Origin of the sequence: Leptospira johnsonii (genome assembly GCF_003112675.1) — a bacterium.
In the GTDB taxonomy this organism is placed as follows: domain Bacteria; phylum Spirochaetota; class Leptospiria; order Leptospirales; family Leptospiraceae; genus Leptospira_B; species Leptospira_B johnsonii.
In genome coordinates this window covers 108,533-133,742 of sequence record NZ_BFAY01000008.1, presented here as the reverse complement: position 1 = coordinate 133,742, position 25,210 = coordinate 108,533, and the positions used below count along the sequence as shown (strand labels likewise).

The following is a 25,210-nucleotide window of genomic DNA, read 5'->3' as shown; positions in this document are numbered from 1 at the left end:
TTATGGACCAAAACATTTTTAGAAAACGGATCCGAAACGTTCAGAATCTTTTAAAGGAGTCGGAAGTCCTACTGGTCTTTGCCGCTCCTCAAAAAATCCGTAATAGAGATGTGGAGTATAAGTTCAGGCAAGATTCCGATTATTATTATCTGACAGGCATCGAGGAAGAAGACGGTGTTTTGGTCTTACGTAGGGACTTCTCCTCTCATTTTGCACTTCCTAAAGATAAGGAAAAAGAAATTTGGACCGGTATCCGTCTCGGAAAAGAAGAGATCAAAAAAAAGTTAGAGCTAGATCATAGTTTCGACTTAGGAGAATGGGATTCTAAAATTTCTGATATTCTCACGAACCAGTTCACCTTATATCATTTTTTTGGAAAGGACTCCAAGAGGGATTCCGAGTTACTCGAACTCATCAGCTCTTTGAACAGAAGATTGAGAGAAGGTAAATTCGGTCCCCAAAGGTGGGAAATCCCTAATTTTCTTCATGAAATGAGAATGTTCAAATCTCCGGAAGAGATTGAAAAATTAAAAGAATCTTCCAGGATCACCGCTCTCGGTCACGAAAGATTATTTAGAGAGACCAAGGTGGGAATGTACGAATTCGAATTAGAGTCCATTCTGGAATCCGAATATTTAAAACATGGCGCCTGGGGTGGAGGTTACGGCCATATAGTCGCTGCAGGAAAAAATGCCACCATTCTTCATTATACCACCAACCGTGCAAAGATAGGTGATAACGAGCTTATCTTAGTGGATAGCGGAGCGGAAAAGGATTATTATACTGCAGACGTTACTCGCGTTTTCCCATCCGGGAAAAAATTCACTTCGGAACAAAGAACCATTTACCAATTGGTCTTGGATGTGCAGAAACAAGCGATCTTAGATACGAGACAAGGCGTGGAGTTCAATGCGGTCCATGAGAAGACAGTAAAAAACCTGACTTCAGGATTGATCGATCTTGGTCTGTTAAAGGGAGAACTTTCGGAGATCTTAGAGAAGGGAGAATACCGCAGATTTTATATGCATAGGACAGGCCATTATCTAGGAATGGATGTGCATGATGTGGGTCGTTATTTCGAGAATGGAAAAAGTAAACCTATGCAGAACGGCCTCGTTGTAACTGTGGAGCCAGGTCTTTATTTCGATCCTACAGATGAAACTATCCCTGTAGGGTTTAGAGGGATCGGAGTCAGGATCGAGGACGACGTTTTGGTGAATGGAGATAATCCGGTTGTCCTAACTTCTATGATCGCAAAAGAAGTAGATGAGATCGAGGCGATGCGAGCCTAGTATCTTTTCAATCATATCCCCAGTTGTCACTCACTTAGGATGTTGGAATTCTAACATCTTTATAATTTTCTCCGGAATATTGATTCCACATATCCTTTTGAGAGTTATGGAGCCGTCGATTTTACGATTGACCGCGGCTTAGAATTCTTGTTTACGTCTCCAAAGTTTTCGTCTTAGCCGCTGATTCTTATCTAAGACGAACTAAATTCAAAAATTTTAATATTCCGTCTGTTTTTCATTTGATGGTATTCATTCTATATTGTGGATTCGATCTTAACGTTCGGGAGCGAATATGGAAGAAGTTTTTAGAAAACAAATTATAGAGAATAAGGGAACGATCCAAATAGATTGGAGAATCCCCTTGGAAATGGAGTCGATTTGGAGAGATGCGGTACTTCATTTGGGAGAACCGAAGGAGATCCTAGACGTTGTACTCTCTTCATTTAGAGAAAGAAAGCAAAGGGGCAAAATCCCTAAATTGAATTTTGAAAAAGTAAAAAGTAGCGATTCTAGGAAAAGGATCCGGGTTTATGGTTCCGATTATTGGGAAGCAATGGGTTATGCTAAAGAAAGGAATGTTTCGACGAGCAGTTTTTTAAGTTCACTATTGAGAATGGAATGGATCTTGAGTTCCGGATTTCGGTTTCAAAAGGAAAATCTGGAGTTAAAAAAGGAAATTGCAAAAAACGAGGAGAAATTTTTACCCTGGGGAGCTTGATATCTGCGCAAGTGGAGTTCTCATATGCGGATTGTATGCGATATAGGAACTCCTACACGGTAACCCTTCAGATCCTCAATGAGTTTCCAGATAAAGTCGGATCGCTTCCTTCATCACAGACAGACCGATGGGAAGCGAGGTCTCGTCTATATCAAATTTGGAACTATGGTGCGGATGAGTGAGGCCTTTCTCTTCGTTCATGGAGCCGACGAAGAAATAACATCCAGGGACTTTCATCAAGAACGCGGAGAAATCCTCTCCGCCCATTGTCTTGGCATGTTCTTCTGTGACCGAGTTAGGACCTAAAATATTTTCAGATGCATTTCTGACAATATTCGCCATTTCAGGATGATTGATCGTAGGAGCGTTCGTTCTTTCATAGCGTATGATCGCCTTTGCACCAAAAGCAGAGGCAGTATTTTCTACGACTCTTTTGAATAACTCGGGTGCCTTATCGAACATTTCTTTGGTGAATGTGCGGATTGTACCTTTTAGCTCTGCAGTTTCGGAAATTACGTTGAATGCATGTCCTGCATGGAACGCACCCACTGTGACCACACATGAATCCAGAGGGTCGGTATTTCTGGACACGATACTTTGGAGGGAAGTAACAATATGAGAAGCTACTAATATAGGATCCACAGTATGTTGCGGCATGGCACCGTGACCGCTAATCCCTTGGACTGTGATCTGGAACTCGTCTACTGCGGCCATCATTGGGCCGTCTACGACTCCTATTTTTCCTACAGGTATATGATTCCATACGTGAAGAGCGAAGGCGGCGGATACATCGTATTTTTCTAATATTCCTTCTTCTATCATTTTGTCTGCACCTTGTCCGCCTTCTTCAGCTGGTTGGAATACCAACAAGACTCTTCCTTTTGGAACAATCGCACTTGGATTTTCCTTTAGCTCCGAAGCAAGTCCCATTAAAACGGAAGTATGTGCGTCATGACCGCAGGCATGCATGACTCCTTCGTGAACGGAAGTATAATCCGTCTTGTTCTCTTCGAAGATAGGAAGGGCATCCATATCCGCTCTTACCAAAAGAGTTTTGCCCGGTTTTCCTGAATCTACCAAACAAGCGATCCCTGTTTTTGCGATCCCGGTTTGGAAAGTATAACCTAAGGATTTAAGATGTTTAGAAACGAAATCCGCTGTCCCGACTTCTTCGTATCTAAGCTCGGGATGTTTGTGAATGAATCTGCGGTATTGGACCAGTTCTTCGGTCCTTGTAGGGGAGACTGTTTTCATGATCTGCTCTAGGATGATTTACTCCTAAATCGGTTTTTAGTCCTTTCTTTTTTTATTTTTTCGAAAAGAGAGAAGCTCGGCCTTTCGGCTTGTTTTTTTAAGTTAGAAGGATAATAAATTAAACAAAGATGGGACCAAGGTGAATGGACTCATAGAGCATACTTCCGAAATGGGATTTTCTTCCAATGTATCTTCTTTTGGAGAAGATGCAAACGGAGAGACCTACGTAGTGGACTACGGCGGGAAAATTTTTAGAATAGAAACTAGATAAAACTTTCCGAAAGATTAGAGAGTTCTATCGTACTCGTCCAATTCTCTTTTCCACACCTGGGTTCCGCAATAATGATCCCCTTCCGGGCAATAAGGTTTGATATCACCTTGCAAACGGATCCAGCAAGGAGCCTTGATCCATTTCGCGATTTCAGGTTGGACCTTTGTCAGATCCATGAGTTCATTGATGGAAGCCTGGAAAATCTCCTCCTGAGCATTATAACAGGTTCTCGCTCTCCATTTATGATGAAGGTTCAATAGATCCCCGCTTTCATAAAAACGGACCGGGAATGCGTTCGGAAGTAGATAAGAAGCATGTTCAGGAGATCCTCCCGCTTCTATAAAACGGTTCAGGCTCTTAAAAATGCCGTCCATTCTTCTTCTATAAGTTTCTTCTAATTGAGGATATTTTAATACAACTTTGGGAACGATATAGTCCGGCATTCCTGTATACTGGCTCATAAGCACAGGACGGGAACCAGGCACCATTCTATGTCTTTGGTCTTGGCTATCTGCAGAATGAGAGATCCTTTTTTTGAAAGAATAATGCACATTGAACATCGCTCTCGAAAGAGGGCTCATCGTAGTCTCGTTAAGAGTAGAAGTCAGATGTTTGTTTTTGGAAGGATCCATCACGAGTCGGATCGCTTCTTCGTCGTTTAAAGAATTTTTAGATAAACCTAAAACCGCACGGACCGAAGAAGCCAAAACTTCAGGACCGTTGGAAGAATAGGAAACCAATTTGGAATAACGGTTATCCATATCTTCGTCGAATTCTCTTACAAAATTTTTAGCCGCTTCCGGTCTATATTCGGAAGAACTATCTTGGTAGAAGTCCTTGAAAAATTTATACTCTGCAGTTTCTTCTAGAGGGATCGGATCATCCATTTCTTCCACATAAAGAGGATCGATCTCTTTTACTTTTTCGATCATCTCTTCCACAACAAGGCGTTGTTCTTCTGGAACATCGAAAGAATTCATCAGACGATGGTATCTGTGCAGAGTGAGTCCGTTTACTGAATGATATAAATAAGTATAAGTTCCCAAAGGAAGAAGGTAACGTGCCACTTCCAGACACTTCTTCTTGATTGGCTGCTGCCATTTTTCAGGATAATTAGCTCTAGCTTTGTATACCAGGAAGTATTCGTCCTGAATGAACGGATGTAAGAGTTCTACGAATTCAAAGTATGCGTTAGACGCAGATTCAACAGCTTCCAGATAAAGTTCCTTCTGCTTGCCTGAAAGAGTAGGGGGAATATAATAATTTTCCTTTTTAACTTCCACATATCTTTGGCTGACCTGCTCCGAATTATAGTACGGATGAGAATGCAGAAAGGACCATACGAACTGACGAGATACCTTGTCCAAAGTGAATATAAAATGGGGATGTTGTCTTGTGGTGAGATGGCCCGCCTTTTTAGTCGATTTGGCCACCTTATCCCTGATCTCCAGAGATTTTTCAGTCCGGATCATGTCCTCAGGGAGCAAAATCCCCTTGGAAGAATAGCAAGTCCTAGCAGAAGCGATCGCTAGATTGAAAGGTTCTCTAGTCGCATCTAAAAGTTGTACAATGGGTTTTTGGTGGTCCATGGATTTGCTACTCCGGAACGCTAGAATGGTATTATGTCGGAAAGCGAAAAGCAAGAAATGTGGGAATTCCCACAAAAATCAGGACCAGAAAAGGCTTGCCATTTAGTTACAAATAATATAAAATGTAATATGTAACTAAATGGAGGTTTCTAATGAAACTGAGAAAATTAGGTAAAAACGGTCCTGAGGTTTCCCAAGTTGGCTTGGGTTGTATGGGGATGTCGGACTTTTACGGAACAAAAGAGACCAGAAACAGAGAAGAATCCATTGCTACTATCCATGAAGCTTTGGATTCCGGGATCAATTTCCTGAATACGGGGGACTTCTACGGAACTGGTCATAACGAACTTTTGATCTCCGAAGCATTGAAGCGAAGAAAGAATAAGCCCTTGATCAGCGTTAAGTTTGGAGGACTTCGCAGTCCATCGGGAGCGTTTATCGGATACGATTTTCGACCGAACTCAGTGAAAAACTTTGCCGCACATTCTCTCACTCGGCTCGGAGTGGACGTGATCGATATTTACCAAGCGTCTCGGGTCGATCCAGAAATTCCGATCGAGGAAACTGTAGGTGCAATTGCAGATCTGATCAAGGAAGGATATGTGCGTTATCTCGGACTTTCGGAAGCTTCTCCTGAAAATTTGAGAAGGGCTCATAAGGTTCATCCAGTCACCGCTTTGGAAGTGGAATATTCTTTGGCAACTCGTGTAATAGAGAAGGAACTCCTACAAACTGCGAGAGAACTCGGAGTGGGAATTGTTCCGTACGGAATTGTAGGAAGGGGACTTTTGACTGGAAAGATAGAAAGCGCGTTGGGTGTTCCTGATTTTAGATCCATTTCTCCTCGTTTCCAGGGAAAAAACCTTGAAGTGAATTTGGAACGTGTGAGTCTGCTTCAAGAGCTTGCAAAGAAGAAGGGTTGCACTACTGCCCAACTTGCTATCGCTTGGGTGCTTCACAGAGGAGAGGATATTGTTCCTCTGATCGGTTCCACAAGGAGAGTAAGTCTAAGGGAAAATTTAGATGCACTTTCGGTCACCTTAAGTGCGGAAGAATTGAAAACCCTGGATGAGTCTTTTCCAGAAGGCGCTTTCCAAGGAGATAGATATCCTTCTCATTCGATGCAGCTTGTCGTTAAATGAGAGATGCCTAAAACAGGTTTAAAGCCAGAAGAACTACAAGAAAAAGTGCTCGATGCCGCAGAGATTGAGATCAGAAGAAACGGCGTCGAGCGTTTGAAACTTACAGACGTGGCTAGAAACCTGAATCTAAGTCACGCCGCCTTATACAAACATTTCGCAGATAAAGAAGCGTTACTCGATTCTATTTCTAAAAGATGGTTGGATCGTATCGATCTTGCTCTTGCAGAAATTTCTGCAAAGACCGGTCCTTTGGAAGAAAGGATCCTGGAATGGCTCATGACCCTCCATAAAATGAAAAGGGAGAAGGTCCAGTCAGATCCAAGAATTTATACTGCATTCAATAATTCCGCAGAAAAAACAAGACCGTTCGTTAAAAAACATATCCAGACAATGTATGAACAATTGGATAAGATGGTCCAAGAAGGAATGCAAAAAGGATTATTTTTTTGTAATACTCCAAGAGAAGGTGCAAGGATCATTTTCGAAGGGACGGCCGCTTTTCATCATCCCCGTATGGTGTTTGATAATATAGAAGAGGATCGGATCGAATTTTTAAGATCCGTCGTGACTACGATTCTATCTGGGTTGAAGAGTAAAAAGTAAGTTTACTTTTTCTTCTTCAACCCGTTCTTAGATCGTTTGGATTTAGAACTCAAAACTTCTTCCGGTTCTTCCTGGAACTCTTCTGAATCCCAGGAGACTTCTTCTAGAGTTTCCGGAATTCTTTCTTGGGCTCTGGAAGCTTGGAACTCGGACTCTAATTTTCTTTTACGAGCTTCTTTTCTTCTTTCCTGGTCTTGGTAGATATTCAGTAGGAATTCCATCACGATTGGAAGAAGTACCCTGGAAAGAACTGTCGCAACGATTACTCCGAAGATCACCACAGTTGCCAAAGGTCTTTGCACTTCTGCTCCAGCCATCGTGGAGATTGCCATTGGAATAAATCCTACTGCTGCGATGATCTCAGTTGTCATTACTGGACGAAGTGAATTTAGTCCTGCAGTCAATACCGCCTTGGAGATAGTGATCCCTTTTTCCAATTCTTCTTTGAGAGTGGAGGCGTATACAACTCCGTTCAATACTGCAATACCGCTTACTGCGATAAATCCGACACCCGCAGGAATACTAAACGGAAGACCTCTAAGTACAAGTCCTATGATCCCTCCTGCAACTGCGAGTGGGACTACTATAAAAACTCCAGCCGCATAATATATGTTTCCGAATGCGGCGATAAGCATCACGAAGATGATCCCGAGTGCGATCGGCACCACGAGCATCAATCTATTCTTCGCTCTTTGGAAGTTTTCGAACTGGCCACCCCAGTCCGTTCTATAACCATCCGGAAGATTTTTTTCAATTTCCGCTGTGACTTTTTGCGCTTCGTTTACGAAACCTACTAAGTCTCTTCCTCGTACGTTGGCTTCTACCATGATCCTACGTTTTAAGGATTCTCTATAAATTGCTGCGGGACCTTCTACAAGTTCGATCGTTGCTACTTGCCCGAGGGGAACTGTAACTCCGGTGGAAGTCATGACTGGAATATTTTCCAGTTTGTCCAGATCCGAAACATCCAATTGTAAACGAACGACTAAGTCGAATCGTTTGAATCCTTCGAATACTTTTCCTGCCTTTCTTCCGATACGTAATGATTCTACCGTGGTGAGAATTTCTTCTGCGGCGACTCCGTAACGCGCCATTTTTTGTCTATCTGCTTTGATCTCGATTAAAGGAAGTCCTAGAACTCTTTGCACTCTTAAGTCTGCGGCACCCGGAACCTTTTTGATCTTGTCTGCGAATTTTGCTGCAGTGTCTTTTAAGGTTTGAAGATCATCTCCGTAAATTTTGATCACCACATCCGCTTTGGATCCGGAAAGAAGTGCGTTCACTCTGTTTTCGATCGGTTGAGAAAGTGAGATCGTACTGGAAGGAACCGATTTTAGGATCGCATCCTTCATCTTGTCCATGAGTTCGTCACGAGAAGAAGCGCTTGTCCATTCCTTAGGAGGAATGAGTTTCACCATAGATTCCCCTTCTTCGGTTCCGATAGGTTCCGCTGCGGATTCACCTCGTCCCATTTTGCTGACTACGCTTGTTACTTCCGGGAACTGCGCGATTACCTTTTCCATTTCCATATTCGTATCTCTTGAATAATTGATGGATGTGGAAGGAAGTCTTTTGATATCAATTGCGATTTCTCCCTCGTCTATGCGTGGAAGGAATTCGGATCCTAAAGTGGATCCTAATATTAAAGAAACTGCAAATACTCCTAAACCCGCTCTTAAGAATAACTTTTTGTTAGCCATTCCGAAGTCGAGGAGACGCATATAGATTTCTTCCGCTCTGTCCCAGAACTTACTATGATGGAATATTGGAGTTTGGAATAGGATACTTGCTGCAGCGGGGAAGGTAGTTAAAGAGAATAAAAGCGCCATACCCAAGGAGATTACGACTGTCATCGCCATAGGTTTGAACATTCTACCTTCTACACCTTCTAAGGTCATGAGGGGTAGGTATACCAACAAGATAATTCCCACGGAGAATGCCGCGGCTCTTCCCACTCTTACGCAAGAATCTGTGATGATCTGTTCTGCTGCGAGTTTTCTGTCTTCTTGGGAATTTTGTTGTTCGTAAAAAGCCTGTTTTAAGATAAAACCATGAAGAACAGATTCCAACATCACGATGGTTCCATCCACTAAGAGTCCGAAGTCTAAGGCTCCGAGAGACATCAAGTTACCGACGATGCCGAACATTCTCATGAATATCGTGGCGGCAAGCATTGGGATCGGAATGGATAAGCTGACTAAGAGTGCACCTTTGACTGTTCCAAGTGCAAAGATCAAAACGATGATAACGAGTACTGCGGCTTCTGCAAGGTTAGTAAAGATGGTACCTAACGTTCTTCCGATAAATTCGGAACGATCGTAGAATGTAACGATCTTCATTCCTTCGGGAAGTCTGGCTCTTAAGATTTCTACCTTTTCTTTGACCCGTTTTACTACTTCCAAAGAGTTTTGGCCCATAAGCATCATTGCAGTGGCACCTACAACCTCTCCCTTGGCATCTTTGGTCATAAGTCCAAAACGAAGTGCTGGACCTGTTTCTACAGTGGCGATTTGTCCTAAGAGTAGTGGAACCCCGTCTCTTTCCGTTTGGACCGCTACGTTACGGATCTCGTCTACGGTTTTGAACTGGCTTTCTCCGCGGATCACGATCTGTTCCGCACCTTTTAAGATGTAACCACCACCTGTGTTCTGGTTTGCGGTCTCCAGTTTATCACAAAGTTGTGATAATGTAATATTATGAACTGCTAATCTTTGGGGATCTATCTTGATCTGGTACTGTCTTGCTTCCCCGCCTATGATGTTTACGTCGATAATCCCTTCGGTGGATTTGATCTCTCTTGCAAGTTCCCATTCCATATAGGTCCTGAGTTCTTCCGGATTATGACGATCACTTGTTAGAACGAATTCGTAAATATCCCCAAGACCTGTTGCGATAGGAGAAAGTTCCGGGCTACCATAACCTTTGGGGATCACAGCTTCGGCCGCTCTCAATCTTTCGTTGATGAGCTGCCTTGCAAAATAAATATCCGTTCCGTCCTTGAAGATAACTGTAACACTACTCACTCCAGTTCTGGAAATAGAACGGATCTCCGTTACGTGAGGAACACCTGTAAGTTCCATCTCGATCGGATAGGTGATAAATTGTTCTACCTCTACCGGAGAAAGACCAGGAGATTGAGTGACCACCGAAACCTGAACGTTTGTAATATCCGGGATTGCATCGATAGAAAGCTGATATGCGTTATAAAAACCTATAATGGTCACGCCTGCGGTGAGTATCAGGATGAAGATCCTGTTCTTAATGGAGATACGTATCAGTTTATCGATCATGGAAGGGTTCCGGGCAAGGATACGTACAAATTCCCAGTAAGTCCGGACTTGTCGAATGGTTTTTGAGAAAAAGGCTCCCTTAAAATAAACTATAGAAAGGAACGGATGGAAAGAACAAGGGTCTAATCAGAGCTTTTCGAAGAGTAAAAACTTCATCCCGTTTTTCTCATCCTTTCTCTTTAGCTCAAAATTTTTCTGAGATACAGTTCGGATCAGATCTTCTATCGGAAGGATCAGTTTGTTATACGAACTGGAAGAAACTGTCCAAGCTCCGTCCGACTTCTCATGAAATATATCTGTTACCTTTACTCTGTTCTGAGTGAACTGCAATTGGCAGGTGAAAATCCGAGATTCTTCAGAACGAACTACAAAAATACTTTTGTCTCCTGTTTTTCCATGACTCAGATCTCTATAACCTAAAATTAATTTACTTCCGGGAGAAAGAAAACTAGACCAATGACCTACAGTAGTCTCCCAATCTTTCTCGGACTCCAAATGAGTGATCGTATCTCCCATACATAAAAGGATCTCCGGAGAAATTCCTTGGTATAAGTCTCTGGATCTGATATCGGCTACCTTTGTCCTGATCTTAGTATCCGATTTTCTTATCTTGATCTCGGATAATAATTTTTCACTAAAGTCTATAGCTAAAACTTGAAATCCTAATTCTTCTAAAGGAATGGATTGTATTCCGCTTCCTGCTCCCAGATCCCAGGCAACTCCATTTCCTTGCGGAGAAATTCCGAAAGATCTGAAGAATTCCAGTTGGTCCTTTTCTCGGATGGAAAGATCTCCTAACATCCAAGAATATTTTTCGGCCAAAAAGTTTTCGTAATGCGATTCGGGAGATTGCATCAGTTCAATTTATAGATGAGGACTTCTTTCTCTCTTCCTTTTACTTTTACGGGGGGAAGGGACTCCGCTTCGAGATAATGTTTTACATGTTCGTAAACCGTATCTGTCGCTAAAATTTCACTTCCAAAATCTTTGTTGAGTTGTTCCACTCTGGAGGCAAGATTTACAGTATCTCCGATGATCGTGTATTCCTTTCTTTGCGAAGAACCTACACTTCCTGTCATAGCTTCTCCGAAGTGTAAGCCGATCCCGATTTTAGTTTCAGGGATCTTACCTGAGAAATTCATCTCCATTACTTTTTTCTGAATTTCTAATGCGGCAGAAACTGCATTCTTAGCGTCTTTTCCATTGTCGGAAAGGGGCGCCCCGAATACTGCCATGAAACCATCTCCCAAAAACTTGTTTATGATACCGTTATGTTTATTCACGATCTCTATCATGTCTTCGAATAAAGTATTCAAATATGAGATCACTTCTGCGGGACTTTTGTCTTCGGAGAATTTTGTGAAGTTGCGGATATCCAAAAACATCACACACACATCCTTGTTTTCGGAAGCAGTATCAGTCTTTTGGCTCATTAGTTTGTCCACTACGGACGGAGAAACGTATTGGCCGAACATTCCTAAAATTTCGTTTCTTTCTTCCAGACGTTCTACCGAGTTTTTTAGGATCTTTTTTAGTCGAAGACCTACGAGTCCTGCTACAATCCCGGAAGCTAAAAACAGGCCGGAACGCATGTATGTTGGGATTTTAGAATAGAAGAAACTATACGCAGATTCTCCGCTTAAAGGAGAATCCGGAACGAAAAATAATCCAGTGATCAAATATTGGGTCGCGGCTATTGCTCCCGTAAAAAAAGAAAGTCCGAATTCCATTCTAAGAACGGAGAGTATTATGAAAATCAAATATAGATTGGAAATGGGAGAATTTAAAGGAACAATCGGATGGGAATGTTTTTGGACCAAAATGAACAGTATAATCCCTGGAATGGAAGTCTCTATCAATGTGTTCCCAAATCTGGGAAGAAGTGGAAGTTTAAATCCCTTTTTTTTGAGATAGTTCAGTAATTTTAGATAGGCGAATTCGTAAATTGTACCGAATGTGAGCGCACCTATTAAAACCTCGAAAGGGAATTCGATTCCTGTGCTTTGATTGAATTCCTTTTCTAAAAATAAAAACAAGATAGTCCAGGAAAGTGCTGCAAATCCGAAGGCGGCCAGAAGGATCTTACTTCTGATCTGCTCGCTGGCCAGGATCTCTTTTTCCAAGGTATTTGCTAAGGTTTCGAAGTGTTTCGGGAGCATAAATGATTCCTAAGGTATAGATGAAAACTTTCGAAGTAATTTTATCTTCTTCTGTCTTTAAGCAAGAGAAAATTTTCCAAGAAGAAGGTCCCAAATACAAGGAAATGTTCCAAGACCAGAGCCCAAGTCTTATCATAAAAAGGAAAAGAAGAATACGTAGAATATGATAAGATCCAGATCCCAGAAGCGACCGAGGGCCAAATCGTTTTTGTAAATACTGAGGATGCTAAGATAGGAAGAAAATACCAAGGATGTATAGTGCTGGAAAAGAAATAATAAATTCCGCATAAATGGATCCATACGGTCAGAAGAAAAACCGTCTTATAGTTTGTTTCGGTTTTAGAAATTCTAAAAGAATAAAAGCAGATCGCGAAAATACTAAAGATCCCGAGTACGATCCCTGTGGAATATGGATACCAAGTAAGACGGATCAGATTTTTCAGAAGATAATATAATCCTCCATGGAATTCGAATAATGTAAAATAGACTCCAATTCCTTTTTTCCAATGTTCTTCTAAAATTTTTTCTCCTGTCTCTGAGAGTAAGAACCAAATGAGTGCAGATCCTAAAATTAGAAAGCATCCGCCGAAGAAGAGCAGAACTTTACGAATAGTGGACCTTCTACACCAATAAAAGAACAAAAAAGGGAGTGCTAATAAAGGAAGTATTTTGGTCAGGATGGAAGCCAGATAAAATAGGAATGCTTCTATGATTTTTCCTTTTTCCCAGGAGAGTATTCCTAAAAATAAGAAGAAAAATAAGATCGGCTCCGGATGACCGTTCCCGATCCCTTCCCATAGTACAAGTGGATGGAGCCAGTATTTCAGAAAATTTCCGGATCCTTCTCCTTTTTTTCTTTTTAAAAATATATAAAGAATTCCTAATTCAAATAAAATTAAAATTCCTTTCCAGATGGAGATCGCCCAGAAAACGGAAAGTCCTCTTTTTAAGAAAAATACAGGAACTAAAAACAGGATCTGCAGAAGGGGAGGATAAACCGAATAATACTTGGGAGAATTCATTTTGGAGACCAGTTCCTTCTCCAAACCTTGGTCTAATCCCAAATTCACATGGATGGGAAGTTCGGAATAAGGGGACAGACCTTCCGAAACCAAAAGCCCATCCCATAAAAAACGAAATGTATCATCCGATAAAAATACGGGTGTGAATAGGAACCAAATCCTGAGTAAGATCCCGGCCCAGATGCCTATCTTCGCTTTTCCTTCTGAAAAGAATTTTAGAAATAGAAAGTAGAGGCTGAGGCTAAAGAAGAACGCTCCGCAAAGTTGCCAGGTATCACTTCTTCCGAAGAATATGGGAAACACTGCGAGTGGGAATGCCCAAAAGAAAAGAATTGTAGAAGCGCCTACATTTTCTCGCCAATTATTTGCACTCCGTATTAGTATATTAATCATTTCATCCAATATAGCGAAAATATTCTTGAATTCCCAGGAATCAAAGTCTAACTAGGCGAAAAGGCATTGAGCAAGAAAAAATGATTCGAATCGGTAGTTTTCCAGACACTGTTAATGAGTATGCGGCAAGGACCGTTGCGGGCCTGGTTGTCATTTTAAGTTTGGCCGCAATAATTACGCAATCGCTTTGGTTAGTAGGAGCACTTTTCTACGGATTTTCGGCCAGAGTATTATACGGACCTAAGTTTTCACTATTTGCAAAACTTGCCATCCATGGGATCGTACCGTTACTCGGTCTTGGATCTAAGATAGTGGCTGGTCCTCCTAAAAGATTCGCTCAATTGGTAGGAGCGATCTTCAGTGGAACAGCATTTGCGCTCTTGTACTTCGGACAGGTTTTTGCCTTCCAAGCAGTGCTTGGGGTTCTGGTCCTTTTTGCAAGTTTAGAGTCCATTTTAGGATTCTGTGCGGGTTGTTTTGTGTTCGGATTTCTGATAAAATGGGGATGGATCCCGGAAGAAGTCTGCGAGAAGTGCAATAACCTACAATTCGTCGTTAAAAAATAACTCCAAAGCTTTCCACGATCGAGCAGGGCGTTTTTATTTTTTAGAATAATATTATATTCTTCTTTTTGAATGCGAAAAATAAATAAAAACGACGGAGGCCTTTCGTGGCACAGGAAACAACTTATTACAAACCGGAAGATCTAAAAAAATTCGGGAATATCGGAGAGTTCGAGCCTGATCTCGCAAAAAAATTCTTCGACTATTATGGAGCAGTCTTTGCGGATGGAGCCTTATCCGCTAAGGAAAAATCATTGATCGCACTTGCAGTTGCGCATGTAGTACAATGCCCTTATTGTATCGATGCATACACCACAGACACGTTAGAAAAAGGCGCGACAGAGGAACAAATGTGGGAAGCAATCCATGTAGGCGCAGCCATTCGCAGTGGATCAACCCTAGTTCATAGCGTGCAAGCACTTAACAAAGTGAAAGAACTCGGGGTATAAGGAGTTTATTAAGTATGAAATCCCTATTAGCCAGAGGGAGCGAACTCGCTTCTTCCAAAGAACAATTGAAAATTCTTACGGAAGTTTCCGAAAAACTAGCTTTGCCTAGTTTTTCGGATAAGTTAAAAGAAGCGGGACTCTATCCTTTGCGCCCTACAGGGGTGGACATACTACAATTGAACGTGGGAAAACTCTGTAATCAAACTTGCAAACATTGTCATGTGGATGCCGGTCCGGATCGCAGAGAGACCATGAGCAAGGAAACCATGCAGGAATGTCTGGTTGCCTTAGCTACCCCAGGCGTGACTACATTGGATATCACTGGAGGCGCACCTGAGATGAACCCTAATTTCAGATGGCTTGTAGAAGAAGCTTCCAAATTAAGGAAGAAGATCATGATCCGCTGCAATCTTACCATTCTTCTTGCAGGAGAAAAGTATCGGGACCTTCCTGAATTTTTCGCAGAACACAAGGTAGAAGTGGTTTCTAGCCTTCCTTTTTTCCAAAAAAGAAGAACGGACGCTCAAAGAGGAGAAGGAGTATTCGATCGCTCCATTGAAGCATTAAAAAAATTGAATTCTCTCGGATACGGCATTCCTGATTCGGGACTTGTATTAAATTTGGTTTATAATCCTGTAGGAGCATTTCTTGCAGGAGGGCAATCCACTTTGGAAAACGATTTCAAAAAGGAATTAAAACAGGCCTATGATGTTCAATTCAATTCCTTATTTGCTATTACTAATATGCCTATCAGCCGTTTCTTGGAGTCCTTACTCGAAAACGGAAATATAGACGCGTACTTGGAAAAACTGGTAACTGCTTTCAATCCTGTGGCCGCAACAGGCGTTATGTGCCGTAATACGTTAAGTGTCGGTTGGGATGGAAGTCTATATGATTGCGATTTTAACCAAATGTTGGATATGAAGTTGGAAGGTAAGGTAAGTAAAATTTCAGAATTCAACAAATCCATACTGGATTCCAGAGAGATCTTATTACACCAACATTGTTATGGATGCACTGCGGGGGCAGGCTCTTCCTGCGCAGGTTCCATCACCTAAGAAAAAAATGTAGGAAACCTGTCTTTTTATCAAATTATTGCGTCAGATTGGCAGAATTATATATCAATTTTCGATTTTATATATTTATTGAGATTGAAACTCAGACCTATTCTTGAAAAACGGGTATTAGGAACGACTGTTCTGTGGAGACAAACTCAAATGAAACAAAAAGCTATCTGGCTATTATTGGTGCTTTTACTCTCGGCTTCTTTCGTTGATTGTAAAAAAGATGATGGTGACGACCTAAACAATTTGGCAATCATCAGCGCTTTGAGTGGAGGGGGAGACTGTTTAGTAGATTTCCCTGGTAAGGCTGCTATCGGTGTGAATCGTACTCGAACTACTAAAGGTGGCGGAGCTACTACGGTAACTTGGGGAAGAATTCCATTCGTAAATCACCCGATTGCGATCGTAGAAATTTTAGGAGCTCAATCCGGTGATACAGTGGTTTTTAACGGAGCAGATGTTGTGGAAAACCCACAAGCTTCCGGAGAAGCTACCGTATACGAAGCAACTGATTGTCCTCTTGCTGAAAGTGCGATCATTAACGGATTTGATGCTTTCAGTAGTACTACTTTTGGTGATGCGACTCCTGGACCATATACTTGGACTAATACAGTAGCAGGGTCTTATTATTTCCTACTTTACATCGTAGGAACTTCTGAGATTGCAACTACTGTAACATATTCAAACTAACCACTCTTTCTGGACCTGGTGGGAATTCTGCCAGGTCTTTCACTTCTTCCCCGAACTTTTAATAATCGCTTCTACCATCTCAGGCAAATCGTCTAACGCGGAAATTTTTCCGGTCAGTTTCCAGATCTGCAATACTCCTTCGTAAGATGCGAATATCTTTCGTGCTAAGGATTGTGTGTCCGCATTCTTAGGGATCTGTCCCTTCTTCTGCATTTCCTTTAAATAGACGGATAGCAAGTCCACTGTTCTCAGGGCCAATTTTTTGACTTCTTCGGAGATAGAAGGTGAGGTGGACGCAATTTGTGCGGCGGTGTTTGCCATAGGACAACCTGCGAATTCACTATTTCTGGTCTGTCTTCTGAGTATATGGGTCCATGCTTCTATAAAGTCCCGAGCATTCTCTGATCTGGATTGCAGTTTTTCTAATAGGACAAGTTGTTCTTTTCCGTAAAATTCTATGTATGCCTTTCCTAATAGGTCTTTGGAAGGGTAGTAATCGTAAAAGCTGGCTTTGGCAGTCTGGGATTCTTGGATGATCTGGTTGATCCCTGTATTTCCATAACCTTGGGTTTGGAAAAGCCTGACTGCGGTTTCCAAAATCCTATCTTTTACCCCTTTTTCTTTGGTTGACATTTTTTTCTTCCTGAGATCGAATAACAGACAGACTTGTCTGTTCGGAACCTTCTTATTCCAGAAAGCCCGAAATTTCTTAAAATGCAAGTCTAAATCGGAGGTCTATATGTCTTCTTTATCTTCAGAAACCGAATCCATTGATATTTCAGGAATTGCTTCCAGTGTGGAAGAAGCGATTTTAACCCGCCATAGCATCAGGGACTATCTTTCCAAACCTGTAGAAGATTCTGTCTTAAAGGAATTATTCTCTAAGTCTCTTCGGGCCCCGAGCTGGAAAAACAGCCAACCTTGGAAGGTGCATGTAGTAAGTGGAGCGAAACGGGATAGGATGGCGGAGCTCCTACAAGAAAGGGCAAAACAATCAGAAACGCCTGTGCCTGATACGATTTGGCCCACAGGTTTTCCTGCGGATGCTAAGCGTAGGATGTTCGATCTTGGTATGAAGATTTATGGTGCTGCCGGGATCGAAAGAAAGGATAAGGAAGCGAGGGATAAGTTCATGCTTAGGAACTTCGAGTTTTTTGGAGCTCCTACGGCTGTATTCATCACTACGGAATTCGAACTCAATTTTTATATCGCATTGGACATTGGCTGCTTTCTGAACACTATTATGCTTCTTGCCCGAAGTTATGGGCTTGGGACGGTCCCTCAGGCGGCACTTTCCGCCTTTCCAGAAGTGGTCAGAAAAGAACTTGGTCTGGCGGAATCCGAAAAAGTAGTCTGCGGTTTAAGTTTAGGATACCCTAAACCGGACTCCGTATTAAATAAATTTCATACTCCCAGGGAAGAAGTTTCCGACTTGGTAAAATTCTACACCTAGATCTTAACGCAAAATTAACGCGTTTAACAGTTCCTCTCATGCGGGTTCGCATTGACGAATTCCAAAAAACCGGTTAGGTTTTTGGGAATAGACGGAAAAATTTCCGCCTGGGAGGAATTCTTGTCTTATACATTTCTAATCGTTTTAGTAATAGCGTTATGCGGTTATCTATCCTTCTCCATTTTAAAACCGGAAAAATTTTAGGAGATCGGAATGAACGGAAACGACTCGATCTTCTTCTTTTTATACTTTACGGTTTTATTTCTTCTTTCTCCCTTTTTAGGAATTTATATAGCAGAGGTCCTCAAGGGAGAAATTTCCAAACGGTTTACCTTCCTTTCTAAATTCGAATCATTTCTATATAAGATTTCGGGGATCAAGGAAGATCAGAACTCGGATTGGAAAGTGTATCTATTCGATATTGGGATTTTTACACTATTAAGTTTGTCCCTGGTTGTGCTTGGCCTTCATTTTCAAGACCTTCTTCCTGGAAATCCGGAAGGTAAATCTGGAGTAGCTTGGGACCTGGCGTGGAATACGTCGGTTAGTTTTGTTACGAACACGAATTGGCAGGCATATTCTGGAGAAGTTTCTCTCTCTTACTTAAGCCAGATGTTACTCTTAGGAGTGCAGAATTTTGTGAGTGCCGGGACAGGAATCGCAGTATTAGCAGCCATGGCAAGGGGAATGATCTCTAAGCCAAATGATTCTTCCGGGATAGGGAACTTTTATATAGATCTAACCAGAAGTATATTATATATTCTTTTACCGATTTCCATCTTAGTAGCGTTCGTTTTAGTTTCCCAAGGTGTGGTCATGGATTTTTCCAAATACGTGGACTCAATTGGGATCGAAGGCCATTCCGTAAAGATCCCTCTCGGGCCTGCCGCTTCTCAGATTGCGATCAAACAATTGGGAACGAACGGCGGCGGATTTTTCGGTGTAAACTCCGCCCATCCTTTCGAGAACCCTACTGTTTTTTCTAGTTGGTTGCAATGTATTTTGATCCTACTTCTTCCGGGTGCATTACCTTTTGCTTATGGAAGATGGGTTGGCTCCTGGAAGGCAGGTCTTTCTATCTTTTTTGGAATGACTCTTCTCTTTTTCCTAAGTCTTTCCATATCTCTTTGGTCAGAAGGTCTCTTTGCCGGAAATTGGGAAGGAAAAGAGACCAGATTCGGAGTGGCCCAAAGTGTTCTTTGGGGAATGGCAACTACGGCAGCTTCTAACGGTTCTGTAAATGCGATGCATGACAGTTTTTCTCCTCTTGCGGGAGGGTTAGCAGTTTGGAATATTCTTCTGGGAGAAGTTGTATTCGGAGGAGTGGGTGTCGGGCTTATCGGAATGTTATTCTATGTGGTTCTTACCGTATTTATCGCAGGACTCATGGTAGGAAGAACTCCCGAATATTTAGGAAAGAAGATAGAATCAAAAGAAGTAAAACTTGCCCTTATGGGAGTTTTGGTCCCTGGGCTTTGTATTCTTTTATTCACTGCATTTTCACTTCTACATGAATCTGCTCTTTCTTCCAGAACGAATTCGGGACCTCATGGTCTGACAGAAATTTTATACGCATTCGCTTCCGCTTCCGGAAACAACGGATCTGCATTTGCAGGTTTGAATGTGAATACTCCATTTTACAATTTATCCCTTTCTTTTTGCATGTTGGTGGGAAGATTTGCGGTGATCATTCCTGCTTTGGGGCTCGGCGGAGCCTTATTCGGCAAAAAGATCGCTCCAAAGGGAGAAGGTACATTCTCAACAGAAAGTCCTTTGTTTGTGTTACTTCTTCTTTCCGTGATCTTCTTGGTAGGAGCTCTAACATTCCTGCCTGTTTTGGTTTTAGGACCCGGAAGTGAGCATATTCTTTTGCATTCCGGTTCGAAATTTTAAGGTTTAGGATTTTATGAAAAACAAAAAGTCTTCTTTTTTCCAGGATCCAAAGTCGGTATTCAAAGCAATTCTAGATTCTTTCATAAAATTGGATCCTAGGGTCCAATGGAAAAATCCTGTAATGTTTATAGTGTATATAGGAGCAATATTAAGCTCTTATGATATTATATTTCATCCTGTAAATTTAGGTTTCGGTTTACAGATCTCAATTTGGTTATGGGCTACAGTTTTATTCGCTAATTTTGCAGAAGCATTGGCGGAAGGCAGGGGGAAAGCAAAGGCAGAGTCCTTGAAAAAAACGAGAAAGGAATCCAAGGCGAATAAATTAAGTGGGAGTTCCGTACTTATAGTTCCTTCTTCCGAGTTAAGAACGGGAGACAAGGTAGTTTGCCAATCGGGTGATCTGATCCCTGGCGATGGTGAGGTCGTAGAAGGTATCGCCTCAGTCGACGAATCCGCAATTACCGGAGAATCTGCTCCAGTGATCCGAGAATCCGGAGGAGATAGGTCCGCTGTCACTGGAGGCACGAAAGTTTTAAGCGATCGAATCGTAGTTCAGATCACTACGGATCCCGGAAAAACTTTTATAGATAAAATGATCTCTCTTGTAGAAGGAGCTTCTAGACAAAAGACTCCGAACGAGATTGCACTATCCATTCTTCTTTCCGCATTATCTTTGGTGTTTTTGGTGGCGATTACGTCACTCGTTCCTGCTGTATTCTACAGCCAAAAAGAAGGAGGGGGGGATTTGGGACTCGCAGGTTCTTTTCCTGCGTTAGTTGGTCTTTTGGTATGTTTGATCCCTACTACAATTGGCGGATTGTTATCCGCGATTGGTATCAGTGGTATGGATAGACTCATGAGAAGGAACGTAATCGCTAAGTCCGGTCGAGCGATCGAAGCTGCGGGAGATATAGACGTCCTTTTATTGGACAAAACAGGGACCATCACTTTGGGGAATAGAATGGCCACCAGATTTGTTCCTGCTCCAGGAATTTCAGAAAAGGATTTAGCAGATGCAGCACAACTTGCATCTCTTTCAGACGAAACACCGGAAGGGAGATCCATCGTAGTCTTAGCAAAAGAAAAATTCGATCTGAGAGGAAGGAACTTAGCCGAGTTAGGTGGGAAATTTGTTCCATTCACCGCTAAAAGTAAAATGAGCGGTGTAGACTTTGAGCCAGACTCGGAAGGGAAAACAAGACCTATGATCCGAAAAGGAGCTTCAGAATCTATTCGAAATCATATTACGGGTTTAGGTGGGGAGTATCCGAAAGAGATTTTGGATATTGTAGATGAGATTGCGAGGGAAGGAGGAACTCCTTTAGTTGTTTCTGAAGGTAGAGAAATTTTGGGGGTCATTCATCTAAAAGATATAGTAAAAGGTGGGATCAAGGAAAGATTTGCAAGGCTCAGGCAAATGGGGATCAGAACAGTGATGATCACTGGAGACAATCCTCTGACTGCTGCAGCAATTGCTGCGGAAGCGGGAGTGGACGACTTTATAGCAGAAGCGACACCCGAAACAAAACTAAAACGTATCCGTGAAGAACAGACTGGCGGAAAACTCGTGGCTATGATAGGGGACGGAACAAACGATGCACCTGCCTTAGCGCAAGCAGATGTGGGTGTTGCGATGAATACAGGCACCCAAACCGCGAGAGAAGCGGGAAATATGATCGATCTGGATAGTAATCCAACTAAACTTATAGAGATCGTGGAGATTGGAAAACAACTCTTGATGACAAGGGGTTCTTTGACAACTTTCAGCATCGCAAACGATGTATCTAAATATTTTGTGATCTTGCCAGCTATGTTTGCAGGTTTATTTCCAATAGGTGGAATAGGTGCTTTATCTGTTTTGAATATTCTAGGTTTTGCAAGTCCTGAATCTGCAGTTTTAAGCGCCGTCATCTTTAATGCCTTGATCATGGTGTTTTTAGTTCCTCTTGCATTAAAGGGTGTGAGTTATAGGCCTGCAGGTGCGGATTCCGTTTTGGCTCGAAATGTATTTATCTATGGATTTGGTGGACTCATTCTTCCTTTTTTCGGGATCAAAGGGATAGATCTGGTTTTAAGTTTTACTAAAGGAGTATTCGGATGATACGCGCGATTTTGCAGTTCGGACTTTGGACTTTTATTTGTGGGATCTTTTATCCAGCTATTGTATATGGATTTGCTAAATTCGCTTTTCCTAAAGCAAGTTCAGGCTCCTTGGTTGAATTTGATGGAAAGATACTCGGTTCTGAATTGATTGCGCAGTCTTTTGATTCTCCGGAATATTTTCATTCCAGACCTTCTGCGATCGGTTATGACTCTTCTTCTTCCGGTGGTTCTAATCTTGGACCTACTAGCGTTCTGCTTTCTAAAAAAGTGGAGGAAAGAAGAGCTTACTGGATTGCAAGAGGCGGAGCTGAACTTGTGCCTTCCGAACTTTTGTATTCCTCCGGAAGTGGGCTGGATCCACATTTGAGTCCGGAGGCTGTGAAATATCAGATCCCTTTGGTGGCAAAGGTAAAAGGAATTTCAGAGGAGAAATTAGGTGGATTGGTAGAAGGATCTATAGAACCTCCTGAATGGGGACTATTCGGTTCTTTTAAGATCAATATTTTGAAATTGAACCTGAAGTTAAGATCTATTTACTTAGAAGAGAATATTCTAAAAAAATAAAGTATTTATAGAGTGAGACCTACGGAAGAAAATAGGCCGGATCCGGACGAGTTACTTTCTCGGATCGGAGGAGAGGAGACTAAAAGTAGAGGGAAATTGAAAATTTTCTTCGGGATGGCCGCAGGCGTAGGCAAAACTTTCGAGATGTTACGAGACGCTCAAAAAGCAAAGTCGGAAGGAATAGACGTCTGGATCGGTTACTTAGAAACTCATAATAGAAAAGAAACCGAAGTCCAGGCAGAAGGCCTTCCTGTCATTCCTCGGAAAAGGTCCAAATACAAGTCTGTGGATCTGGAGGAAATGGATATAGATGCCATTCTGGAAAAAAAGCCGGATCTTGTTTTGATAGATGAGCTTGCTCATACAAATGTTCCAGGTTCCAGGCATCCTAAAAGATACCAAGACGTTCTGGAAATTTTGGATCAAGGTATAAATGTTTATTCTACTTTGAATGTGCAACATTTGGAAAGTAGGGCAGGTATCGTGGAGGAAATATCGGGTGCTCCTGTTTCAGAGAGGGTTCCCGATTCCATTTTAGAAATTGCTGATGAAGTAGAATTGATCGATCTAGTCCCGGACGATCTAATCAAACGTTTGAAAGAAGGAAAAATTTACCCTTCCGATAAGGTTCCCCAGGCTTTACATTCTTTCTTTAAGATCCCGAATCTAACGGCTCTTAGGGAACTTTCTCTAAATTTTACCTCCAAATTGGTAGATAGGGAACTTTCTCGTTTGGAACCGACTAAGGATTCCAAACTTTCGGACAAAATTTTAGTGGCTGTATCTTCTTCTTCCCAGGCTGCCAATCTGATACGTTATGCGAAACGAATTTCTTTCGGATTAAAATGTCCTTGGGTGGCGGTGCATGTAGACAATGGGGAGGTTTTATCATCGGATCAGAAGGACCTCTTAAGACAAAACTTGGGTCTTGCAAGAGAATTAGGTGCGGAGATACTGAACATTTCTGACAGAGATCCTGTTCTCGGTATTGTAAGAGCAATCAATCGAACTAAGGCAACTCATGTTGTTATAGGAAGAAGCGGCAAGAGTAAACTTTTCAGGACCTTAAGAGGAGGCTCCTTTGTTGATAAACTAAGCGAACAATCCGGCGATTTTCAGATACTTCTCGCTCCGACGGAAATTACAAAGGAGAGTCCTAAGATCCGATTTGGATTTTTTACGAAAGGAACAAGATCGAAGCCAATCCAGTATTTTCTTTCCTTTTTGGCGTTACTCGGGATTACTTCCTTCAATCTTTTGCTGAATATTTTTGCAGGTTATTGGTCTATTGGATTAGTATATCTGTTTTTTATAATGTTTGTGGCTCTGTTTGCAGGCAGAGGACCTGTTCTAGTCACTGCTTCTTTGAGCGCGATGTTTTGGAACTTTCTATTTATTCCTCCCAAATTCACGTTCTATATAGATAAAGTAGAAGATTGGATGATGTTCGGGACTTACTTTGTATTGGCCATGGTTTTGGGCGCTCTTACAACAAGATTAAGAGACAGAGAAGAAGCCTTACAAACTGGAGAGGAAGCTCTCTCCGGTCTATATAGACTTTCAGTAGCATTATCAAAAACTCATAGTTTAGACGAGATTGTGTCAGTTGCGGTGGAAACGATAGGAGATACATTTAGATCTTCCGTTTTGATCTTACTTACGGATCAGGATTCTTTACTTTCTCGCACACCTCATCCTAAAAGCGGTTTTAAACCGGATATGAAAGAATCCGCCTTGGCCGCTTGGACCTTCCAAAATAGAAAGCCTTCCGGGAAAGATACCGATACCGTTCCTTTGTCTAAAGGTTTGTATCTTCCGTTACTTACTCCAGGAGGTTGTTTTGGAGTTGTAGGTTTAGATAGAGAACATAAGGAAAGTTTGGAATTAGAAGAAGAGAGTCTTTTATTTTCAATGCTGAACCAGATCGCTTTGGCATTAGAGCGGATACAATTACTTGGAATTCGTGCAAACGCTAAAGTAGTAGAAGAATCTGAAAAATTTTACTCAGCATTATTTAATTCGGTCAGCCATGATTTTCGGACTCCCTTGACCGTTATTCGCGCTTCCTTGGATCTATTAGAATCAGGGGATGGCAAAGATGAAAAGGAGAGATCCAATTTATTCTCAGAGATCCGGATCGCTTACAAAAAATTGGACAGGTTAGTTGGAGATCTACTGGATATGTCTAGGTTAGAATCCGGAAGATTGATGTTGGATCTACAATGGGAAGATCCTGTGGATTTGGTAAATGAAACGGTCCGAATCGCAGAACATGAAAAGGGAGAGCATATATTATTAGTTCAATCGGATGAAAGTATGCCTCTTGTCAGAATGGACAGAAGATTGATGATCCAGGTTTTAATCCATCTATTACAAAATGCATTTTTGCATACTGAAACGAATAGCACAGTTATAGTAAGAGCAAGTGTTCCTAAGGATCATCTTCTATTAACGGTAGAGGATAATGGACCTGGAATTCCTGTAGGACAAGAAGGTAAAATTTTTGAAAAATTCACCAAAGTTTCGGGTTCTATGCAAGGAACAGGTCTCGGGCTTTCTATCTGCAAGGGACTTGTAGAAGCGCAAGGTGGAAAGATCTGGGCGGAAAATCGACAAGAAGGAGGAGCTAGATTTCTTATTCGAATCCCTGTGCTAACTTTCCCACCTCTGGAGGATTCTATTGGCTAGTCCAATC

At 41.8% G+C, this 25,210-nt stretch carries 22 protein-coding genes; 15 read left to right on the top strand and 7 right to left on the bottom strand.

Annotated features, from left to right (window positions below):
* The first annotated feature begins 2 nt into the window (after positions 1 to 2).
* Both LPTSP_RS08120 and LPTSP_RS08115 read left to right on the top strand, forming a co-directional pair.
* The gene (locus LPTSP_RS08120; protein WP_108928319.1) at positions 3 to 1,292 is read left to right on the top strand and encodes an aminopeptidase P N-terminal domain-containing protein; all 1,290 of its coding nucleotides are present in this window, start codon (positions 3 to 5) and stop codon (positions 1,290 to 1,292) included.
* Positions 1,293 to 1,584: 292 nt separating this feature from the next.
* Positions 1,585 to 2,010 carry a hypothetical protein gene (locus tag LPTSP_RS08115; protein WP_108928318.1) on the top strand — a complete coding sequence of 142 codons (426 nt, stop codon included), beginning with the start codon at positions 1,585 to 1,587 and terminating at the stop codon, positions 2,008 to 2,010.
* A gap of 75 nt (positions 2,011 to 2,085) precedes the next feature.
* On the opposite strand, the gene LPTSP_RS08110 is transcribed toward LPTSP_RS08115, so the two are convergent.
* Positions 2,086 to 3,264 (bottom strand): M20 metallopeptidase family protein, encoded by a 1,179-nt coding sequence (locus LPTSP_RS08110; protein ID WP_108928317.1) that lies wholly within the window; start codon positions 3,262 to 3,264, stop codon positions 2,086 to 2,088.
* Positions 3,265 to 3,403: 139 nt separating this feature from the next.
* Between LPTSP_RS08110 and LPTSP_RS19320 the strand changes: the two genes are divergently transcribed.
* Complete coding sequence (locus LPTSP_RS19320; protein ID WP_282432934.1) at positions 3,404 to 3,535, top strand: hypothetical protein; 132 nt, start codon at positions 3,404 to 3,406, stop codon at positions 3,533 to 3,535.
* A 14-nt stretch (positions 3,536 to 3,549) separates the two neighbouring features.
* On the opposite strand, the gene LPTSP_RS08100 is transcribed toward LPTSP_RS19320, so the two are convergent.
* Positions 3,550 to 5,124, bottom strand: a complete 1,575-nt coding sequence (locus tag LPTSP_RS08100; protein ID WP_108928316.1) for an FAD-dependent thymidylate synthase — start codon at positions 5,122 to 5,124, stop codon at positions 3,550 to 3,552.
* A 152-nt stretch (positions 5,125 to 5,276) separates the two neighbouring features.
* Here LPTSP_RS08100 and LPTSP_RS08095 point away from each other — a divergent pair, with 152 nt between their 5' ends.
* Positions 5,277 to 6,266, top strand: a complete 990-nt coding sequence (locus LPTSP_RS08095) for an aldo/keto reductase (RefSeq protein ID WP_108928315.1) — start codon at positions 5,277 to 5,279, stop codon at positions 6,264 to 6,266.
* 3 nt (positions 6,267 to 6,269) lie between these two features.
* Entirely contained in the window at positions 6,270 to 6,869 is a 600-nt protein-coding gene (locus LPTSP_RS08090; protein WP_108928314.1) for a TetR/AcrR family transcriptional regulator, read from the top strand.
* Between the two features lie 2 nt (positions 6,870 to 6,871).
* Here LPTSP_RS08090 and LPTSP_RS08085 read toward each other — a convergent pair whose 3' ends face one another.
* The 4 genes from LPTSP_RS08085 to LPTSP_RS08070 all read right to left on the bottom strand — a co-directional run bounded on the left by LPTSP_RS08085 (position 6,872) and on the right by LPTSP_RS08070 (position 13,733).
* Positions 6,872 to 10,159: an efflux RND transporter permease subunit gene (locus tag LPTSP_RS08085; protein WP_108928313.1), complete on the bottom strand. Its 3,288-nt coding sequence runs from the start codon at positions 10,157 to 10,159 to the stop codon at positions 6,872 to 6,874.
* Positions 10,160 to 10,285: 126 nt separating this feature from the next.
* Complete coding sequence (locus LPTSP_RS08080) at positions 10,286 to 11,014, bottom strand: class I SAM-dependent methyltransferase (protein ID WP_108928312.1); 729 nt, start codon at positions 11,012 to 11,014, stop codon at positions 10,286 to 10,288.
* The gene (locus tag LPTSP_RS08075) at positions 11,014 to 12,318 is read right to left on the bottom strand and encodes an adenylate/guanylate cyclase domain-containing protein (RefSeq protein WP_108928311.1); all 1,305 of its coding nucleotides are present in this window, start codon (positions 12,316 to 12,318) and stop codon (positions 11,014 to 11,016) included. Before LPTSP_RS08075 ends, LPTSP_RS08080 begins: the two co-directional genes overlap by 1 nt.
* A gap of 41 nt (positions 12,319 to 12,359) precedes the next feature.
* Positions 12,360 to 13,733 (bottom strand): MptA/MptB family glycosyltransferase, encoded by a 1,374-nt coding sequence (locus LPTSP_RS08070; protein ID WP_108928310.1) that lies wholly within the window; start codon positions 13,731 to 13,733, stop codon positions 12,360 to 12,362.
* Positions 13,734 to 13,813: 80 nt separating this feature from the next.
* Here LPTSP_RS08070 and LPTSP_RS08065 point away from each other — a divergent pair, with 80 nt between their 5' ends.
* From LPTSP_RS08065 to LPTSP_RS08050, 4 genes are all read left to right on the top strand, one after another.
* Positions 13,814 to 14,299, top strand: coding sequence for a DUF4395 domain-containing protein (locus LPTSP_RS08065; protein WP_108928309.1), 486 nt, complete (start codon positions 13,814 to 13,816; stop codon positions 14,297 to 14,299).
* Between the two features lie 104 nt (positions 14,300 to 14,403).
* Positions 14,404 to 14,745 (top strand): arsenosugar biosynthesis-associated peroxidase-like protein, encoded by a 342-nt coding sequence (locus LPTSP_RS08060; protein WP_108928308.1) that lies wholly within the window; start codon positions 14,404 to 14,406, stop codon positions 14,743 to 14,745.
* 14 nt (positions 14,746 to 14,759) lie between these two features.
* On the top strand, positions 14,760 to 15,803 hold the full coding sequence (arsS, locus tag LPTSP_RS08055) for an arsenosugar biosynthesis radical SAM (seleno)protein ArsS (protein WP_108928307.1): 1,044 nt from the start codon (positions 14,760 to 14,762) through the stop codon (positions 15,801 to 15,803).
* A 159-nt stretch (positions 15,804 to 15,962) separates the two neighbouring features.
* Entirely contained in the window at positions 15,963 to 16,499 is a 537-nt protein-coding gene (locus LPTSP_RS08050) for an LIC20153 family lipoprotein (RefSeq protein ID WP_108928306.1), read from the top strand.
* A 39-nt stretch (positions 16,500 to 16,538) separates the two neighbouring features.
* Here LPTSP_RS08050 and LPTSP_RS08045 read toward each other — a convergent pair whose 3' ends face one another.
* Positions 16,539 to 17,132: a TetR/AcrR family transcriptional regulator gene (locus tag LPTSP_RS08045; RefSeq protein WP_108928305.1), complete on the bottom strand. Its 594-nt coding sequence runs from the start codon at positions 17,130 to 17,132 to the stop codon at positions 16,539 to 16,541.
* A gap of 106 nt (positions 17,133 to 17,238) precedes the next feature.
* Between LPTSP_RS08045 and LPTSP_RS08040 the strand changes: the two genes are divergently transcribed.
* Genes LPTSP_RS08040 through LPTSP_RS08015 form a run of 6 tightly spaced genes read left to right on the top strand, consistent with a single transcriptional unit; the run spans position 17,239 to position 25,203 of the window.
* Positions 17,239 to 17,952 carry a nitroreductase gene (locus tag LPTSP_RS08040; protein WP_108928304.1) on the top strand — a complete coding sequence of 238 codons (714 nt, stop codon included), beginning with the start codon at positions 17,239 to 17,241 and terminating at the stop codon, positions 17,950 to 17,952.
* 51 nt (positions 17,953 to 18,003) lie between these two features.
* The gene (locus LPTSP_RS19355) at positions 18,004 to 18,156 is read left to right on the top strand and encodes a potassium-transporting ATPase subunit F (RefSeq protein ID WP_369689658.1); all 153 of its coding nucleotides are present in this window, start codon (positions 18,004 to 18,006) and stop codon (positions 18,154 to 18,156) included.
* Between the two features lie 9 nt (positions 18,157 to 18,165).
* Complete coding sequence (gene kdpA / locus LPTSP_RS08030) at positions 18,166 to 19,845, top strand: potassium-transporting ATPase subunit KdpA (protein ID WP_108928303.1); 1,680 nt, start codon at positions 18,166 to 18,168, stop codon at positions 19,843 to 19,845.
* Between the two features lie 13 nt (positions 19,846 to 19,858).
* Entirely contained in the window at positions 19,859 to 21,949 is a 2,091-nt protein-coding gene (kdpB, locus tag LPTSP_RS08025; protein WP_108928302.1) for a potassium-transporting ATPase subunit KdpB, read from the top strand.
* Entirely contained in the window at positions 21,946 to 22,515 is a 570-nt protein-coding gene (gene kdpC, locus LPTSP_RS08020; RefSeq protein ID WP_108928301.1) for a potassium-transporting ATPase subunit KdpC, read from the top strand. The genes kdpB and kdpC overlap by 4 nt, the downstream gene beginning before the upstream one ends.
* Before the next feature lie 12 nt (positions 22,516 to 22,527).
* Positions 22,528 to 25,203, top strand: coding sequence for a sensor histidine kinase (locus tag LPTSP_RS08015; protein ID WP_108928300.1), 2,676 nt, complete (start codon positions 22,528 to 22,530; stop codon positions 25,201 to 25,203).
* The last annotated feature ends 7 nt before the right edge of the window (positions 25,204 to 25,210 follow it).